The sequence below is a fragment of the Lentzea sp. CA-135723 genome (assembly GCF_050936595.1).
Classification (GTDB): domain Bacteria; phylum Actinomycetota; class Actinomycetes; order Mycobacteriales; family Pseudonocardiaceae; genus Lentzea.
In genome coordinates this window covers 6,047,217-6,063,570 of record NZ_JBNJMK010000001.1, presented here as the reverse complement: position 1 = coordinate 6,063,570, position 16,354 = coordinate 6,047,217, and the positions used below count along the sequence as shown (strand labels likewise).

Below are 16,354 nucleotides of genomic sequence, written 5' to 3'. Positions count from 1 at the left end.
CACAGGTTGTCGGGTGGCCGGGCCGGACACCCCATAGCTTTGGGGACGTGTTGGAGCGACTCAACGAGGCCATGGCCCGCATCGAGGACGACCTCGAAGGGGACGTCGACGTCCGGGTGCTCGCGCGGATCGCGGGCACCAGTGAGTACCACTTCCGGCGCATGTTCAGTGCGTTGGCCGGGATTCCGATCAGCGAGTACGTGCGGCGGCGGAAGCTCACGAAGGCGGCCGGCGAGGTCCTCAGTGGACAGATGTCGTTGCTTGATGTTGCCGTCAAATGGGGTTACGGGTCCAACGAGGCCTTTGCTCGGGCTTTCCGTGCCATGCACGGGGTTGGGCCTCAGGAGGCCAGGGCTGACAGGAAGGCGTTGCGGTCGCAGCAGATCCTCACGTTCAGGCTGACCATCGAGGGGAGTGCGGACATGGAGTACCGCGTTGTGGAGAAGGACGCGTTTCGCGTTGTCGGGCGTGGGACGCGGGTGCCGTTGGTGCACCTGGGGATGAACCCGGCGATCGTGGAGTTCGTCAAGGGCATCGGGATGCCGACGCTTGACAGGATGAAGGCTCTCAGCGACGGGGAGCCTGGTGGGATGTTGGCTCTCACGTTCAACCAGGAAGGGGTCGAGGAGGGTGCGATGCTCGACTACTTCCAGGGGGTCGTGACGAGTGCACAGGCCCCCGAGGACATGGAGACGCTCCACGTCGACAAGGGGACCTGGGCCGTGTTCACGACTGAGGGGCCTTATCCGGAGACCATTCAGCACATGTGGCGGGACATCTACACGCAGTGGTTCCCGTCCAACAGTTACGAGAGCGCTGAAGGGCCGCAGATGTTGCGCACGGAGATCGACGGGGATCGGGCCACGGCCGAGTTGTGGATTCCCGTCACCAGCTGAGGACCAGGCGCTCCATCACGTCGCGGAGTTCCAGGACGGCCAGCCAGGACTCGGGGATCACGTGCACGCCGTCGCGGGCTCCGAGGATGTTGCCGCAGATCGAACCCGTCGAGTCGCTGTCGCCGGAGTGGTTGACGGCGAGACGCACGGCTGAGGCGAAGTCGTCGCCCACCAGGGCGGCGTGCAGGCCGATGGCGAGGGCTTCTTCGCCCACCCAGCCTCCGCCCAGCTCGGACTCGATCTCCTCCGGGGTCAGCGGGCCGAGGGTCATCACCTTGTCCAGCAACGAGGACTGCTCCTCGTGGCCGTCCCAGCGGACCAGTTCGGCGCGGGCCACCGCCACCGCCGACGGCAGGTCCGCGCCGGCCAGCAGGGCCTGGACGATCACGGCCAGCACGCCGGCCGAGAGGTAGCCGCTGGGGTGGTGGTGGGTCATCTGGGCCGTGCCCACGGCCAGCGCGAAGACCTCGCGGACGTCGGGTGACCAGACGGCTACCGGGGCGGCGCGCATCACGCCGCCGCAGCCCTTGGAGTTGTTCTTCTCGTTGTGCTTCAACGCGGTGATGCAGGTGTGGCCAGGGGCGCGGCGGGAGTGCAGGCGCTGGTCCGCCATCAGCCAGCCGTCGGACGCGACCAGCGGGCCGCCTTGCGTGTGCAGCCAGCGCGCGTAGGCGGCCCGCACGGTCAGGAGCGGGTCCACGCCGTGCTGACGGGCCAGCAGCAGGCCTTCGAGGGTGAAGAGCACCATCTGGGTGTCGTCGGTGATCTCCAGCGACGGGAGGTCGACCACGCCGGCGGGGCCGTGCTGGCGGCGGATGGTGTCGATCGACGAGAACTCGATCGGCGCACCCAGCCCGTCGCCCACGGCTCCGCCGAGCACGCACCCCAGCAGGCTCACGGCAGGGTGATCTTTCCGTCGACCGCCTTCGACGCGATGTCCGAACGGTGGTGCGAGCCGGTGAGGTGGATGTCCGCGACGCGCTTGTAGGCGCGCTCGCGGGCCTTCGCCAGCGACTTGCCGGTGCCCACGACGGACAGCACGCGGCCGCCCGCGGAGACCACGGCGCCGTCCTCGCGGCGGCGGGTGCCCGCGTGCAGGACGCCGTCGGACTCGGCTCCGGTGATCACGTCGCCGGTGCGCGGGCGGTTCGGGTAGCCCTCGGCCGCGACCACGACCGTCACGGCGTAGCCGTTCTCCCACTCCAGCTCGGGCAACGAACCCAGCGAACCGTTGGCCGCCGCCAGGAACAGCGAGGAGATCGGCGACTTCAGCAGCGCCAGGACCGACTGGGTCTCCGGGTCGCCGAAGCGGCAGTTGAACTCGATCACCTGCACACCGGTCGACGTCAGCGCCAGACCGGCGTACAGCAGACCGACGAACGGGGTCTCCCTCGCACGCAGCTCGTCGACCACGGGCTGCACGCACCGCGACACGATCTCCGACACGAGGCCCTCCGGCGCCCATGGCAACGGCGCGTAGGCACCCATGCCGCCGGTGTTCGGGCCCGCGTCGCCGTCGCCCACGCGCTTGAAGTCCTGCGCGGGGATCAGCGGCACCACGGACACGCCGTCGGTGACGCAGAACAGCGACACCTCGGGACCGTCGAGGAACGACTCCAGCAGCACCGGGTGGCCGCCGTCGAGCAACGTCATCGCGTGCGCGCGGGCCGCGGCCAGGTCGGACGTGACGACCACGCCCTTGCCGGCGGCGAGACCGTCGTCCTTCACGACCCACGTCGGCCCGAAGCGCCCGAGAGCGGCGTCCAGGCGGGCCGGGTTGTCCACGACCTCGCTGTGCGCCGTGGGCACGCCCGCCGCGTTCATGACGTCCTTGGCGAACGCCTTGGACCCCTCGATGCAGGCGGCGGCCTTCGACGGGCCGAAGCACGGGATGCCGAGGGCGCGGACCGCGTCCGCGGCCCCGGCCACCAGTGGCTGCTCGGGGCCGATGACGACGAGGTCGGCCTTCCACTCCTTCGCGAGACCGGCGACGGCCTCCGCGTCGGACACGTCCACGCCGTAGATCTCGGCATGACCGGCAATGCCTGCGTTGCCTGGCGCGCACGCCAAAGCAGTCAGTTGCGGGTCGCGCGACAACGCGAGGACAAGGGCATGCTCACGGGCTCCAGACCCGATGACCAGGACGCGCACGATGACCCAGCGTAGTTCAGCCCAGCGCCTGCTTCGCCCCAGGGTGCAGCGGGACGGGGTCGGAGGCGCTCGCCTTGTCCCGGGCGATGTCCTTCACGGCCGGGTGCACCTTCTCCAGGTCAGCCTTCTTGTCGAAGATCAGCTTGGTGACGGCGCAAGCGTTGTTGGCCGCGAAGTCCTCGCGGACGAGCAGCAGGTTCGGCACCACGATGGTGGGAACCTCGGCCAGTCCGTAGGTCGCCGCGGGGATCGGCGCCGTGTCGTACACCGGCGAGATCTTCTTCATCTCCGGCAGCAACGGCGTGATGTCGATGAACTTCACCCGGTCCTTCATGGACGTGGTGATGTCCGTGATCTGGGGCGTCGGCAGGCCTCCCGACCAGATGAGACCGTCGATGCTGCCGTCCTTCATGCCGTCCGCGGTCTTCGTCAGGTCGAGCCGCTGCGCCTGCACGTCGGAGTCGATGTTGAGGCCCGCCGTCTTCAGCAGCCGTCCCGCGATCACCTCGGTGCCGGACTTCGGCGATCCGGTGGAGATCCGCTTGCCCTTCATGTCCGCGATCGAGTTGATCCCGGAGTCCGCCCGCACCACGACCTGCGTGTAGTTCGGGTAGATCCGCGACAGCGCCGCGATCTTCTGCTTCTGCCCGTTGAACGCCCCGGTGCCGTTCACGGCGTCCGCGGCGGTGTCCGCAAGTGAGAACGCGATGTCATAAGTGCCGGACACGAGCTGCTGGATGTTCTGAACGGACGCACCGGTCTCGGCCGCCGACGCCTTCAGCTTCGAGTTGTCGGAGATCAGCTTCGCCAGGCCGCCGCCGACCACGAAGTACACGCCACCGGAGTTGCCGGTCGCGATCGTGATCCGGCCGTCCGACGCCTCGCACGACGCGCCACCGGAGGACGCGTCCGGCGTGGTGGGCGTGCGCTTTCCACCACACCCGGAAACCACGAGCGCCAAAGCGATCGCGCCGATCGCGTACTTACGCAGCATCACGAACCCTCCCACGGGTCACCAGGTGGACCGCCGCGGCCACCACGAGGAACCCGGCCCCGATGGCGATCGTCAACGGCTGCAGGTACAGCAGGAACAAGGCGGCCGGCGCGCACAGCACGCGTTCCGGCCAGCGCGCGGGACCGAACATCCAGCCGCCGGTCAGCACGGCCAGCGCCGCCACCCCCAGCGCGGACGCTCCGAACGCCCACACGGAGTCGAGCAACGGCCCGCGCAGCAACAGCGAAGACCCGGCGTCGGTCAGCACGAACGCCAGCGGCACGAGGAACGCGGGCAGCGTGTACTTCCACGTCTGCCACATGGTCTTCATCACGTCGCCGCCGGTCAGCGCGGCGGCGGCGACGGCCGCGAGGGCAGTCGGCGGTGTCACTTCGGACAACACCGCGTAGTAGAAGATGAACATCGCCGTCTCGGCCGGCTCGACGCCCAGCGTGATCAACGCCGGCCCGATGACGACCCACGAGATGATGAACGACGCCGTCACCGGCACGGCCAGCCCGAGCACCGACACCGCCACGGCCGCCAGCACCGCCGTCAGCATCAGCACCACGACGGGTTCCGAGCTCACCGCGGACGCGAGGTCCACCAACGACCCCGCAAGCGCTTGCCCCAGGCCGGTCTTGGTGATCGTCGACGTCACCACGCCGGCCGCCGCGCACACCGCGATCACCGGGAACGCCGACCGCACACCGACCGAGAGCGCGTCCGCGATCAGCCGCGGCCACTCCCGCCGGTGGTTGATCAACGCGAACAGCGCCGCCACCCCGGTCGCGTACACGACGGCCTTGTAGACGGGGATGTCCAGCGCCAGGAACACGATGATGATCCCGAGCGACAGGAAGTGGTACCAGCCGAGCTTCAGCACGTCGAAGAACCGCGGCGCGTCCACGTCGACCGGCCGAGCCCCGAACCGCCGGGCGTCCGCCTCGACGGCCAGCGCGATGCCCAGGTAGTACAGCAGGGTCGGGATGATCGCCCAGACCAGCACCGACAGGTACGAGACCTCGAGGTACTCGGCGATGATGAACGCCGCCGCGCCCAGCGTGGGCGGCGACAGGATCGCGCCGATGCCGGACGCCGCGAGCAGCCCGCCCGCGTTCTCCTTGGGATACCCGGCCTTCTGCAGCATCGGCCACGTCACGGCACCCAGCGACACGGTCGTCGCCGTGCCCGAACCCGACACCGTGCCCAGCAGGAAACCGGCCGTGGCCGCGGTACGTCCGGGGGCCGTCCGGGACTTGCGGAACGCCGCGAAGCTGACGTCCACGAAGAACTTCCCGGCGCCGGAGGCGTTCAGCACCGAGCCGTAGATCGTGAACAGCACGATGTAGGTCGCCGCCACGTCGAGCGGCGTGCCGTAGAACCCGCTGGAGTCGTTGAAGAAGCCGTTGATGATCTGCGGGAAGTCGACGCCGGAGTGCGAGATCGACCACGAGGGCGGCAGGAACCCGCCGTAGTAGGCGTAGGCGATGAACCCCAGGCACACCACCGGGAGCACCCAGCCGGTCGTGCGCCGGCAGGCCTCCAGGACCAGCACCAGCAGCACCGAGCCGACGACCACGTCCAGCGTCGTGAGCTGGCCCTGCCGGTTCAGGAACTCGTCGTAGCCGCCGAACAGCGGGTACGCGCCCGCGAGGAACGCCAGCCCCGCCAGCACCCAGTCCCACCACGGCGGCGTGTGCCCGCGGCCGTACGCGAGGAACACCAGCGGCAGCGTCACCGCCAGGAAGATGATCAGGTAGTACTGGCTTCCCTTGGCGAACGGGAAGAACACCTGCTTGAGCACCAGCAGTGCGATCAGCAGGCCGGCGATCCACAGCGCCCGCTCCCACCGTGGGGAGAGCGATCGCGACGGCATCTCCTCGTCGTGCTCCGCGACGATGCGGGCGAGGTCCGGGTTGGCCACGGACCGACCGTACTGTGGGGCCGATCACAGCCCCAGAGGATCAATCCAAAGGAACTGCAAAGACTCGAAGGCGCCCTCTACAAGGCACACAGGACAGGCGATCCATCAGCACGCAAAATGAGCGGCATGCACGGGCCTGAACTTCTGCTGCTGCTCCTCGGGGCGTTGATCGTCACGGCGATCGCCCGCCGGCTCAACTGGTCGGCGCCGCTGGTGCTCGTCGCCGTCGGTCTCGTCGTCTCGTTCATCCCGGGCGTCCCGGAGTTCGAGCTCGACCCGCACCTGATCCTGCTGGTGGTGCTGCCGCCGCTGCTCTACAGCGCCGCGCTGGACAGCTCCTACCTCAACATCCGCGCGAACCTGCGGCCGATCGGCCTGCTCGCGGTCGGGCTCGTGCTCTTCACGACGCTGGTCGTCGGCATCGTGGCCAAGCTGGTGTTCCCGGACATGCCCTTCGCGGCCGCGCTCGTGCTCGGCGCTGTGGTGGCGCCACCGGACGCCGTCGCGGCCGTGGCGATCGGGCGCAAGCTCGGCCTGCAACGGCGCGCGATGACGTTGCTGGTCGGCGAGAGCCTGATCAACGACGCGACGGCGCTCACGGCGTTCAAGGTCGCGGTGGCGGCCGCGGTCGGCACGGCCATGGCCCCCTGGCAGGGTGTCGGACTGTTCCTGCTGGTCACCGCCGGTGGCATCGCCGTCGGTCTCCTCGTCGGCGTGGTGGTCAGGTACCTGCGCAAACGGCTCTGCGAGGGCGTGCTGGAGAGCGCGCTGGGGTTGCTCGTGCCGTTCGGCGCCTACCTGCTCGCGGAAGAGGGCCTGGCCGCGTTCCACATCCAGTTCTCCGGCGTGCTCGCGGTCGTCGTGGCGGGCCTGTACGTCGGCCACCACTCGCCGCGCGGCCGGTACTCGACGCGACTGCAGGACGCCGCCGTCTGGAAGGCGCTGGACGTGCTGCTGGAGGCGTTCGTCTTCGCGCTCATCGGGCTTCAGGTGTCGGCGATCATCCAGGACGTCGAGCTGGACGGCGCCCTGCTGCTCGGGGCCGGCGCGGTGCTGCTCGCCGCGATCCTCGCGCGGTTCGTCTGGATGTACCCGGCCACGTACATCCCCTGGTACCTGTCGAAACGCATCAAGGAGAGGGAACGCGAACCGCACCTCGGGCAGGTGACGGTGATCGCCTGGACCGGCATGCGCGGGGTGGTGACGCTCGCCGCGGCCGCCGCGATCCCGCCGGAGATGCCCGGCAGGAGCATCATCCTGTTCTGCGCGTTCGTGGTCACGGTCGCGACGCTGCTGCTGCAGGGCATGACGTTGCCGTGGCTGATCAACAAGATCGGCTTCGCGGGCGACGACGCGCGCCAGGACGCCCTGGCGGAGGCGCAGGTGCAGCACCGGGCGGCGCAGGCGGCGGTGACGCGGCTCGACGAGGAGGTCGACGACGTCCCCGAGCACGTGCGCGACCAGCTGCACGCGCTCGCCGAGCACCGGGGCAACGCCGCGTGGGAACGCCTGGGCCGGCAGGAGGAGGAGAACCCGGCGGCCGCTTACCGCAGGCTGCGGCGGCTGATGCTGACCGCCGAACGGGACGAGTTCGTCAAGGCCCGCGACGCCGGGGAGATCGACGACGAGGTGCTGTTCCGGGTGATGCGGGAACTGGACTTGGAGGAAGCCGCACTTTCCCGTGAGTAACCGTTCACCTGCATTTCGTGTTGCGATGCTTGGGTTCGCTCTCTACACGAAACGGGAGGTCGATCGATGTATCGGAGAGGTCTAGCCGCCGTAGTCCTCGTGTTCGCGGGTGCGGTGGTGGCGTCCCTGCCCTCCGCCTCGGCGCACGACGACAAGGGCCCGATCGTCATCGGGCACCGCGGCGCTTCGGCGTACCGGCCGGAGCACACGCTCGCCGCGTACGAGCTCGCCGCGCGCATGGGCGCCGACTTCATCGAGCCCGACCTGGTGCCCACCAAGGACGGCAAGCTGGTCGCGCGGCACGAGAACGAGATCGGCGGCACCACGAACGTCGCCGACAAGACGCAGTTCGCCGACCGCAAGAAGACCAAGACGATCGACGGCGTCGCGATCACCGGCTGGTTCACCGAGGACTTCACGCTCGCCGAGCTGAAGACGTTGCGCGCCAAGGAACGCATCCCGGCGATCCGCCCGCGCAACACCCTCTACGACGGCCGGTTCGAGGTCCCGACGCTGCAGGAGGTCATCGACCTCTCCAAGCGCCTGTCCCGCGAGCTGCACCGCGAGATCGGCATCTACCCCGAGACCAAGCACCCGACGTACTTCAAGTCGATCGGTCTCGCGCTGGAGCCGAAGCTCGTCGACGTGCTGAACCGCAACGGCCTCAACCGCGGCAGTGCCAAGGTCTACGTGCAGTCGTTCGAGGTCGCGAACCTCAAGGAGCTCAACCGCTCGCTGCGGGTGCCGATCGTCCAGCTCGTCAACGGCTCCGGCCAGCCGTACGACTTCACCGTCGCCGGCGACAAGCGCACCTACGCCGACCTGGTCACCCCGGCCGGGCTGCGCGAGGTGCGGTCGTACGCGGACGGCGTCGGCCTCACCAAGGACATCATCATCCCGCGTGACGCCAACGGTTTCCTGAAGGCGCCGACCACCGTCGTGAAGGACGCCCACAAGGTCGGTCTGACGGTGCACTCCTGGACGTTCCGCAACGAGAACTCGTTCCTCCCCGCGGACTTCCGCTCCTCCACCGACCCGGCCGCGTACGGCCGGGCCTTCGAGGAGTACGACCTGTTCTTCAAGCAGGGCATCGACGGCGTGTTCGCGGACAACCCCGACACGGCCGTGGAAGCCAAGGTCAAGCGCTAGCGAGCTGCAGCGTGCGGTCCCCGTCGAGCAACCCGCGTTGCTCGAGCAGGGGCCGCACGCCCTCGCCGAACCAGTACGCCTCTTCGAGGTGCGGGTAGCCGGAGAGCACGAACTCCTCGATGCCGACGGCGTGGTACTCCTCGATCAGGTCCGCGACCTCGGCGTGCGAGCCCACCAACGCCGTTCCCGCACCGCCGCGCACCAGCCCGACGCCCGCCCACAGGTTCGGGTGGATCTCCAGGCCGCGCACACCACGGCTGAGGTCACCGCCGTGCAGCGCCAGCATCCGTTGCTGGCCAACGGACTCCGACGCGCCGAGCTGGGCCTGCGCCTGCGCGACCGCCGCCGGGTCGAGCGCGTCCAGCAGCTTCGCGGCCGCCCCCCACGCCTCCGCCGACGTGTCCCTGCTGATCGTGTGCAGCCGGATGCCGAACCGGATCGGCCGGTCCGTCAACGCCCGCACCCGCGCGATCTTCGCCGCCACGTCCGCCGGCGGTTCGCCCCAGGTCAGGTAGACGTCCGCGCGGGCGGCCGCCACCGGCAGGGCCGCGTCCGACGAACCGCCGAAGTAGATCGGCGGCACCGGGTCCGGCGCGGCCAGCACCGTGGCGTCCTGCACCTGGTAGTGGTCGCCGTGGAACGTGAACGGCTCACCGCTCCAAATGCCGCGCACGACCTGGAGGAACTCGTCGGTGCGCGCGTACCGCTGGTCCTTGCCGAGCCAGTCGCCGAACCGTTGCTGCTCAACGGAATCGCCGCCGGTCACAACGTTGAGCAGCAACCGCCCGCGTGAGATCCGCTGGTAGGTCGCGGCCATCTGGGCGGCCAGCGTCGGGGAGAGCACGCCGGGCCGGAACGCCACCAGGAACTTCAGCGTCTTCGTCTGCGCGATCAACGCGGACGTGGTCAGCCAGGCGTCCTCGCACCACGTGCCGGTCGGCGTGAGCACGCCGGTGAACCCGACCTGCTCGGCCGTGCGCGCGATCTGCGCCAGGTAGTCGATGTCCGGCTCACGGCGTGCCCCGGCCGCGGGCGCGCGGTTGGCGTGGAAGTGCTCCACGACCGTGCGGCCGTCTCCGGACGTCGGCAGGAACCAGTGCAACGTGATGCTCATGCGAGATCTCCCTGGAACCTCGTGTCGACGAACTTCGCGAAGTCGACCTTGCCGGGCAGCGTCTTGTCCTCGGTGAACGCGTCCGCGAGCTCCTGCTCCGACCTGATCACCGTGTCGTCCAGCTTCACCACGGTGTCGCCGTTGCGGTTCACGGCGGCGAGCGCGACCTCGTACTTCAGGCCGGTCTCGGCGGACCACGCCTTCGCCCACTCCTCGCGGTGCGTGTCGGCCCACTTCTGCGCCTTGTAATACCGGATCAGGTACTCCTTGAGCGCCGGGTTCTTCCCCTTGTCCTCCAACGCCTTCCGGCCGGCGACCTGGAAGCCGTAGCCGTTGGACCTGCCCTCGCCGGTGGTCAGCACGCGCGCCTTGGCCTCCTGCTGCGCCTGCGCGGTGTAGGGGTCCCAGACCGCCCACGCGTCGACCTTGCCCTGGGTGAACGCACCGTACGCGTCGGCGGGCTGCAGGAAGTTGAGCGTCACGTCCTTGGTCGTGAGACCGGCCGCGCGCAACGTCAGCAGGACCTGGCCGTGCGCCGAACTCCCCTTGGCCACGGCGATGTTCTTGCCCTTGAGATCCTCGACCCTCTGCAACGGCGAGCTCTCCGGCACGAGGATCGCGTCGGCCTCGACCTCGCCCTTCGAGACGCCGACGGCGGCGATCTTGGCGTTCGCGGCGGCGGCGAAGATCGGCGGCGTGTTGCCGACCGCGCCGACGTCGATCGCCCCGGCGGACGCCGCTTCGAGCAGCGGCGGGCCGGAGGTGAACGTCGACCACTCGATCTTGTAGGGGAAGTCGTTCAGCAGACCGGCGGCGGTGAGCACGGACTTGGCGCCGCCCTTCTGGTCGCCGACCTTGAGCACGACGTCGGCGGCGGGCGTGTCCTGGGACTGCGTCGCCGTCGAGCAGCCGGTGGTGAAGAGGATCGCGGCGAGCAGGGTGAGCCAGCTTCTGTTAGGCGGCTTCTTCAACTTCGACTCCCAGATCAGCGAGCACGCGGGCGCGTTGCTCCACGACGGAGGCCCGGCGGCGCGGGCGGGGCAGGTCGACGTGGTGCGTGGCGACGATGCGGCCCTCGTCGAGCACGAGGATCCGGTCGGCCAGCAGCAACGCCTCGTCGACGTCGTGCGTCACGAGCAGGACGGCGGGCTTGTGCCGCGTCCACAGGTCTTCCACCAGGTGGTGCATGGCCAGGCGGGTCAACGCGTCGAGCGCGCCGAACGGTTCGTCGAGCAGCAGCACGTCGGGTTCGCGGACCAGCGCGCGGGCGAGCGAGACCCGTTGCGCCTCACCGCCGGACAACGTCAGCGGCCACGCGTCGGCGTGGTCGGTGAGCCGCACCTCTTCCAGCGCCTTCAACGCGATCGCGCGGCCGTCCGGCCGGTGCAGGCCGAGCGCGATGTTGCGCCAGACCTTGCGCCACGGCAGCAACCGCGGCTGCTGGAACGCCACCGACACCGTGCCGGGCACCTCCGCCGTGCCTTCGACGTCCCGGTCGAGGCCTGCGAGGATCCTCAGCAACGTCGACTTGCCGCAGCCGCTGCGTCCCAGCAGCGCCACGAACTCGCCGGGCTCGACCTCCAGGTCGATGCCGTCCAGCACCGTCCGCGCGCCGAAAGCCTTGTGCAGACCGCGAACGCTCACCGCTTTTGCCATCGCAGGACCCTCCTCTCCAGCAGCCGCACCAGCGCGTCGGTGGTCAGGCCGAGCAGCGCGTAGACCACGAGGCCGACGACCACGACGTCGGTGCGGAGGAACTCACGGGCGTTGTTGATCAGGAAGCCGAGACCGGCGTCGGCGTTGACCTGCTCGGCGACGATCAGCGACAGCCAGGCCGTGCCGAACGCGATCCGCAGTCCCACCAGGGTCTGCGGCACGGCGGACGGCAGCACGACGTGCACGACCCGTTCGACGCGGCTATACCCGAGCACGCGGGCGGCCTCGACCAGCCCCGGATCGGTCTGCCGGATGCCCGCGTGCAGGTTGAGGTAGAGCGGGAACGCGACGCCGGCCGCGACCAGTGCGAGCTTGGGTTCCTCGCCGATGCCGAACCACAGGATGAACAACGGGATCAGGCCGAGGTGAGGCAACGTCCGCAACATCTGCACCGGCGGGTCGAGCAATGTCTCGCCCCACCGGGAAAGGCCGGAGGCGAGCCCGAGAACGACGCCGACCACACCGCCTATGAGAAACCCGAATAGCACGCGCGTCATGGACACCGTGAACGCCTCGCCCAATTGGCCGTCGGCGATCAGCTCACCGGCGGATTCGGCGACCGTGAGCGGAGACGCGAGTTTGTCGGGCGACAGCACCCCCGTTGAGCTGGCCAGTTGCCACAGCAGAACCAGCGCCACCGGGCTGATCCACCGCAGTGGCAGCTTGAACTTCCGCGCCTGAACAGGCGGCGCGGATTTCGGCCGCGCGGCCACTCCTGCAATGGACAAGGTCATGGGCAGGAAGTACAGGCGAGCCCACGAGATGCGTCAACGACGCCCAAATCGTGAAAAAGCGTCGTACATCGACATGATCGCCGCACGGACATTTTCCCGCCAACGGCCGAGTGACAAGTGCGACCCTTGACGATCAACATGCAGGCATGGTTTCGGAGGGGGACAGACCGAGGGTGCCTTCCGGCACCACGCTGAGGTTCGCGTCGCTGGTGCTGCTGGCGGCCGCGACGACGTTGCAGATCTTCGGGCAGTACGGGGCGTCGTGGCCGGTGACCACCTCGCTCGACGACGCCCGGTGCCAGGTGCGTTCCGGTCTCTACTTCACCTCCTCGTTGGCGGTGGATCCCGACGAGTCCAAATGGGACGCCTATCGAGCGTGCATGGCGCCGTTCCTCGTGCCGCGCGGGTTGTGGCTCCTGGGCGGGCTCGTGCTGCTGACCTCGGCCGCCCTGCTGATCTACTTCCTGCGCCCGCGGTGGCGGATCTTCCGGCGCGGACTCGTCCCCGTTCCCGAGGAGCTCCACGAAACCCTTGCCGCGCTGGTGGAGGAGGCCGGTCTCACCAAGGCGCCGGTATTCCTCCTCGAACCGACCAAGATGCACATGGGCGGAACGGCGTTCGGCAACCACCGGCGCAAGTACGTCTCGCTGAACGCGGCGATGCTCGTCGTGCACCGCGAGCAGCCGGAGACGTTCAGAGCGATCGTGTTGCACGAACTCGCCCACGTCCGCGCGGACGTCACGGTCACGTACGCGACGCTCGCGATCTGGCGGGCGTTCGTCGTCGTGGTGCTCACGCCGTACGTGCTCACCCTGATCAACCCGATGCTGTTGTCCCGCACTCCGTGGAAACCCTTCGTCCTGCCACCGGGCTACATCACGTTCAGCATCGCCTGGCGGCTGGCGGTGATGGTGCTGCTGGTGTTCCTCGCCAGGATCGCGGTGCTGCGCGCCAGGGAGAAGTACGCGGACGTGCTCGTGGTGCGCTGGACGGGCGACCAGGACCCGTACCGGGTGCTGCCCGCGAGGAGCTGGTTCCGCCGCTGGTTCGGACACCACCCCGCGCCTGCCGCGCGGTCCACGGCCATGCGCGACCCGGACTCGTTGCTGCGACCCGGTTTCTGGGAGGTGCTGGCCTGCGCGCTCGCCGTGCAGATCGCCTGGTGGCACACGACTTCGGCCCTGCGCAACCTGAGCTGGTACCACTCGGGCAACGAGTCGTTCCTCGTCATGAGGATCGTCTGGGTGGTCCCGATGGCCGCGTTGATCGGCCTGGTCGCCTGGCGCGGCGCGGCGGGTGTGGTGCGCTGCGGCACCTTCCTGGTACCGGGGCTCGCGATCGGCACGGGCCTCGTGCTCGGCGACCAGCTCGACATGTACGGCTTCGGCTTCGACAAGGTCTCGGTGCAGAGCGTGCTCGCCTCGGCCGCTCTGACCGGCACCGCGGTTCTCGTGACCGTGTGGGCCGGGTACTGCGCCACGCTCGTGCGAACCCGCCGACAGGCGTGGTTGCTCGGTCTGTCGATCCCGCTGGTGGTCTTCCCGCTGCTGGCCTGGTTCGCCGAGATCCGGGCGGTGGAGGCGATGTGGCGCAACAACATCACACCCGTGTTCGAGCTGCTGGCCGGCTACACGTCGTCCAATGTGGACGCGGTCGCGCTGCAGGCGGTCTCGTTCCCGTTCCTGCTCAACTTCAACCGCACGGTCACGGTCGTGGCGCTCGCCCTGGTGTGGCTGGTGCCGCTGCTCCTGCGCCGGGAGCTCCCGCGCGGCGCCGTGATCGCCGGGGCCGCCGGCGGGGTGCTCGCCGCGGTCGCGGTGGTGCTGCTGGGGAACATCAGCCCACCGCTGGTCGCCACCGCGTGGCAGATCGTGGCGGTGGTCGCGGTGGAACTCGTGGTGGTGCTGGCGGCGGCACGGCACGTCGACCGCGTCGGAGCTCTGCTCGCCACGTGGCTGACGGGACTCGTGGCGACGGTGGCGATCTGGCTGACGCACCTGGACGGCACCCAGGTCGACAGCGTGCTGGCGTCTCGTCCGCTCCAGGTCCTGCCCGTCCTGGGCACCCTCGCAGCGCTCCTGGGCGGGTTCGCGCACGTCTCCCGGCCCCGGCACCCCTCCCGGCCGTGGTTCGCGGTCGCAGCGGCCGTTCTGGGCGTCGGCATGGTGGCCTGGCAGCCCGGCGCGACGGACGCTTCGGCCTCGATGCAGCCGCCGGTGCCCACGAGCACCGAGCTGAACACCGACGACGCGGTGAACACGTGGATCTACGGCGGCGGATGGGACCGCATGATGACGGTGGTGCACGCCACCAACCAGGTCTTCGTCGGTGTCAAGGCCACCGACCCGGCCGGCATCCTCCAGGGTTGCGAGAACCTCGTCCCCGCGTTGCGCGAGGAGTTCCCCGACCCGCCCGACGCCGTGATCGCGGAGAACTGGCGCACCGCACTGGCGGACCTGGAGACCGCCGCCAGGTCGTGCGTCGCGGTGTACCGGGACGGACGGACCGACGACGGCTCGACCTGGACCGCGTTCAGCAGCGGCCTCGGTCAGCTCGGCAAGGTGCAGACCGGACTGACCGAGGCCCAGGAGCGGGCTCTCAGCTGAGCACGTCGTGGCGGACGATCGTCTGGTCGCGGCCGGGGCCGACGCCGATCGCCGAGACGCGCGCGCCGATGATGCCTTCGAGGTACTCGACGTACGCCTTGGCGTTCGCGGGCAGCTCGTCGAACGTGCGGCAGTGCGAGATGTCCTCGAACCAGCCGGGCAGCTCCTCGTAGACCGGGACGGCGTGGTGCACGTCGGTCTGCGTCATCGGCATCTCGTCGGTGCGGCGACCGTCCACTTCGTACGCGACGCAGACCGGCACCTTCTCGAGGCCGGAGAGCACGTCGAGCTTGGTGAGGAAGTAGTCGGTGATGCCGTTGACGCGACTCGCGTACCGGGCGATCACGGCGTCGAACCAGCCGGTGCGGCGGCTGCGGCCGGTGGTGACGCCGAACTCGCCGCCCTGCTTGCGCAGGTACTCGCCCATGTCGTCGTTGAGCTCGGTCGGGAACGGGCCGGAGCCGACGCGGGTCGTGTACGCCTTCAGGATGCCGATCACGGTGCTGATGCGGGTCGGGCCGACACCGGAGCCGACCGTCGCGCCACCGCTCGTGGGGTTCGACGAGGTGACGAACGGATAGGTGCCGTGGTCGACGTCGAGCAGGGTGCCCTGCGAGCCCTCCAGCACGACGATCTCGTCGCGGTCGAGCGCCTGGTTGAGCAGCAGGCGGGTGTCCGCGATGCGGTGGACGAAGTGCTGACCGTGCTCGAGCACCTGGTCGACGACCTGCTCGGGGTCGAGCGCCTTGCGGTTGTAGACCTTGACCAGCACCTGGTTCTTGAAGTCCAGCGCGGCCTCGACCTTCTGCCGGAGGATCTTCTCGTCCAGCAGGTCCTGCACCCGGACGCCGACGCGGGCGAGCTTGTCCTGGTAGGCGGGGCCGATGCCGCGACCGGTCGTGCCGATCTTCGCCTTGCCCAGGTAGCGCTCGGTCACCTTGTCGATGGCCACGTGGTACGGCATGATCAAGTGCGCGTCCGACGAGATCAGGAGACCGCTGGTGTCGACGCCCTTCTCCTCCAGGCCCGCGAGCTCCGTGAGCAGCACGCCGGGGTCGACCACGACACCGTTGCCGATCACGTTCTTCACGCCGGGCGTGAGGATGCCGGACGGGATGAGGTGCAGGGCGAACTTCTGACCGTCCGGGAGGACGACGGTGTGACCCGCGTTGTTGCCGCCCTGGTAGCGAACGATCCACTGGACACGCTCACCGAGGATGTCGGTGGCCTTGCCCTTGCCCTCATCGCCCCACTGGGCACCGATCAGCACGACGGCCGGCATGTGAAACTCCAAGCACTTGGACTGGTTCGAGCGAATGCCGGTAAGTGAGGGTAGACCAGGAGATGACCGTGCGCGGAATCGTGTTGGCCTGCGGAA

General features: G+C 69.2%; 13 protein-coding genes. 4 read left to right on the top strand and 9 right to left on the bottom strand.

The features are described 5' to 3' along the window. The first annotated feature begins 71 nt into the window (after positions 1-71). Positions 72-896 carry an AraC family transcriptional regulator gene (locus tag ACQEU1_RS28040; protein ID WP_433207844.1) on the top strand — a complete coding sequence of 275 codons (825 nt, stop codon included), beginning with the start codon at positions 72-74 and terminating at the stop codon, positions 894-896. Here ACQEU1_RS28040 and ACQEU1_RS28035 read toward each other — a convergent pair. The 4 genes from ACQEU1_RS28035 to ACQEU1_RS28020 are packed head-to-tail and all read right to left on the bottom strand — an operon-like array spanning position 886 to position 5,920. Continuing rightward, a complete protein-coding gene (locus tag ACQEU1_RS28035) occupies positions 886-1,794 on the bottom strand; it encodes an ADP-ribosylglycohydrolase family protein (RefSeq protein WP_433207841.1) in 909 nt (302 codons plus the stop codon). The two genes, ACQEU1_RS28040 and ACQEU1_RS28035, sit on opposite strands and share 11 nt — an antisense overlap. Then, entirely contained in the window at positions 1,791-3,047 is a 1,257-nt protein-coding gene (gene purD, locus ACQEU1_RS28030) for a phosphoribosylamine--glycine ligase (protein ID WP_433207838.1), read from the bottom strand. The genes ACQEU1_RS28035 and purD overlap by 4 nt, the downstream gene beginning before the upstream one ends. A gap of 16 nt (positions 3,048-3,063) precedes the next feature. Further along, a complete protein-coding gene (locus tag ACQEU1_RS28025) occupies positions 3,064-4,041 on the bottom strand; it encodes a TAXI family TRAP transporter solute-binding subunit (protein ID WP_433211828.1) in 978 nt (325 codons plus the stop codon). Continuing rightward, positions 4,031-5,920: a TRAP transporter permease gene (locus ACQEU1_RS28020; RefSeq protein ID WP_433211824.1), complete on the bottom strand. Its 1,890-nt coding sequence runs from the start codon at positions 5,918-5,920 to the stop codon at positions 4,031-4,033. Before ACQEU1_RS28020 ends, ACQEU1_RS28025 begins: the two co-directional genes overlap by 11 nt. A 174-nt stretch (positions 5,921-6,094) precedes the next feature. On the opposite strand from ACQEU1_RS28020, the gene ACQEU1_RS28015 reads away from it, so the two are divergent. After that, positions 6,095-7,657 carry a Na+/H+ antiporter gene (locus ACQEU1_RS28015; protein ID WP_433207835.1) on the top strand — a complete coding sequence of 521 codons (1,563 nt, stop codon included), beginning with the start codon at positions 6,095-6,097 and terminating at the stop codon, positions 7,655-7,657. A 66-nt stretch (positions 7,658-7,723) separates the two neighbouring features. After that, positions 7,724-8,806, top strand: a complete 1,083-nt coding sequence (locus ACQEU1_RS28010) for a glycerophosphodiester phosphodiesterase (protein WP_433207832.1) — start codon at positions 7,724-7,726, stop codon at positions 8,804-8,806. Here the strand turns inward: ACQEU1_RS28010 and ACQEU1_RS28005 are convergent. Genes ACQEU1_RS28005 through ACQEU1_RS27990 form a run of 4 tightly spaced genes read right to left on the bottom strand, consistent with a single transcriptional unit; the run spans position 8,796 to position 12,370 of the window. Next, the gene (locus tag ACQEU1_RS28005; protein ID WP_433207829.1) at positions 8,796-9,920 is read right to left on the bottom strand and encodes an LLM class flavin-dependent oxidoreductase; all 1,125 of its coding nucleotides are present in this window, start codon (positions 9,918-9,920) and stop codon (positions 8,796-8,798) included. The genes ACQEU1_RS28010 and ACQEU1_RS28005 overlap by 11 nt on opposite strands. Beyond that, positions 9,917-10,891 (bottom strand): ABC transporter substrate-binding protein, encoded by a 975-nt coding sequence (locus ACQEU1_RS28000; RefSeq protein WP_433207826.1) that lies wholly within the window; start codon positions 10,889-10,891, stop codon positions 9,917-9,919. Before ACQEU1_RS28000 ends, ACQEU1_RS28005 begins: the two co-directional genes overlap by 4 nt. After that, entirely contained in the window at positions 10,875-11,576 is a 702-nt protein-coding gene (locus ACQEU1_RS27995) for an ABC transporter ATP-binding protein (RefSeq protein ID WP_433207823.1), read from the bottom strand. Before ACQEU1_RS27995 ends, ACQEU1_RS28000 begins: the two co-directional genes overlap by 17 nt. Next, positions 11,561-12,370 (bottom strand): ABC transporter permease, encoded by an 810-nt coding sequence (locus tag ACQEU1_RS27990; RefSeq protein ID WP_433207820.1) that lies wholly within the window; start codon positions 12,368-12,370, stop codon positions 11,561-11,563. The genes ACQEU1_RS27995 and ACQEU1_RS27990 overlap by 16 nt, the downstream gene beginning before the upstream one ends. Positions 12,371-12,516: 146 nt before the next feature. Between ACQEU1_RS27990 and ACQEU1_RS27985 the strand changes: the two genes are divergently transcribed. After that, positions 12,517-14,976 (top strand): M48 family metalloprotease, encoded by a 2,460-nt coding sequence (locus ACQEU1_RS27985; RefSeq protein ID WP_433207817.1) that lies wholly within the window; start codon positions 12,517-12,519, stop codon positions 14,974-14,976. On the opposite strand, the gene ACQEU1_RS27980 is transcribed toward ACQEU1_RS27985, so the two are convergent. After that, positions 14,969-16,258 carry an adenylosuccinate synthase gene (locus tag ACQEU1_RS27980; protein WP_433207814.1) on the bottom strand — a complete coding sequence of 430 codons (1,290 nt, stop codon included), beginning with the start codon at positions 16,256-16,258 and terminating at the stop codon, positions 14,969-14,971. The genes ACQEU1_RS27985 and ACQEU1_RS27980 overlap by 8 nt on opposite strands. Between the last annotated feature and the right edge of the window lie 96 nt (positions 16,259-16,354).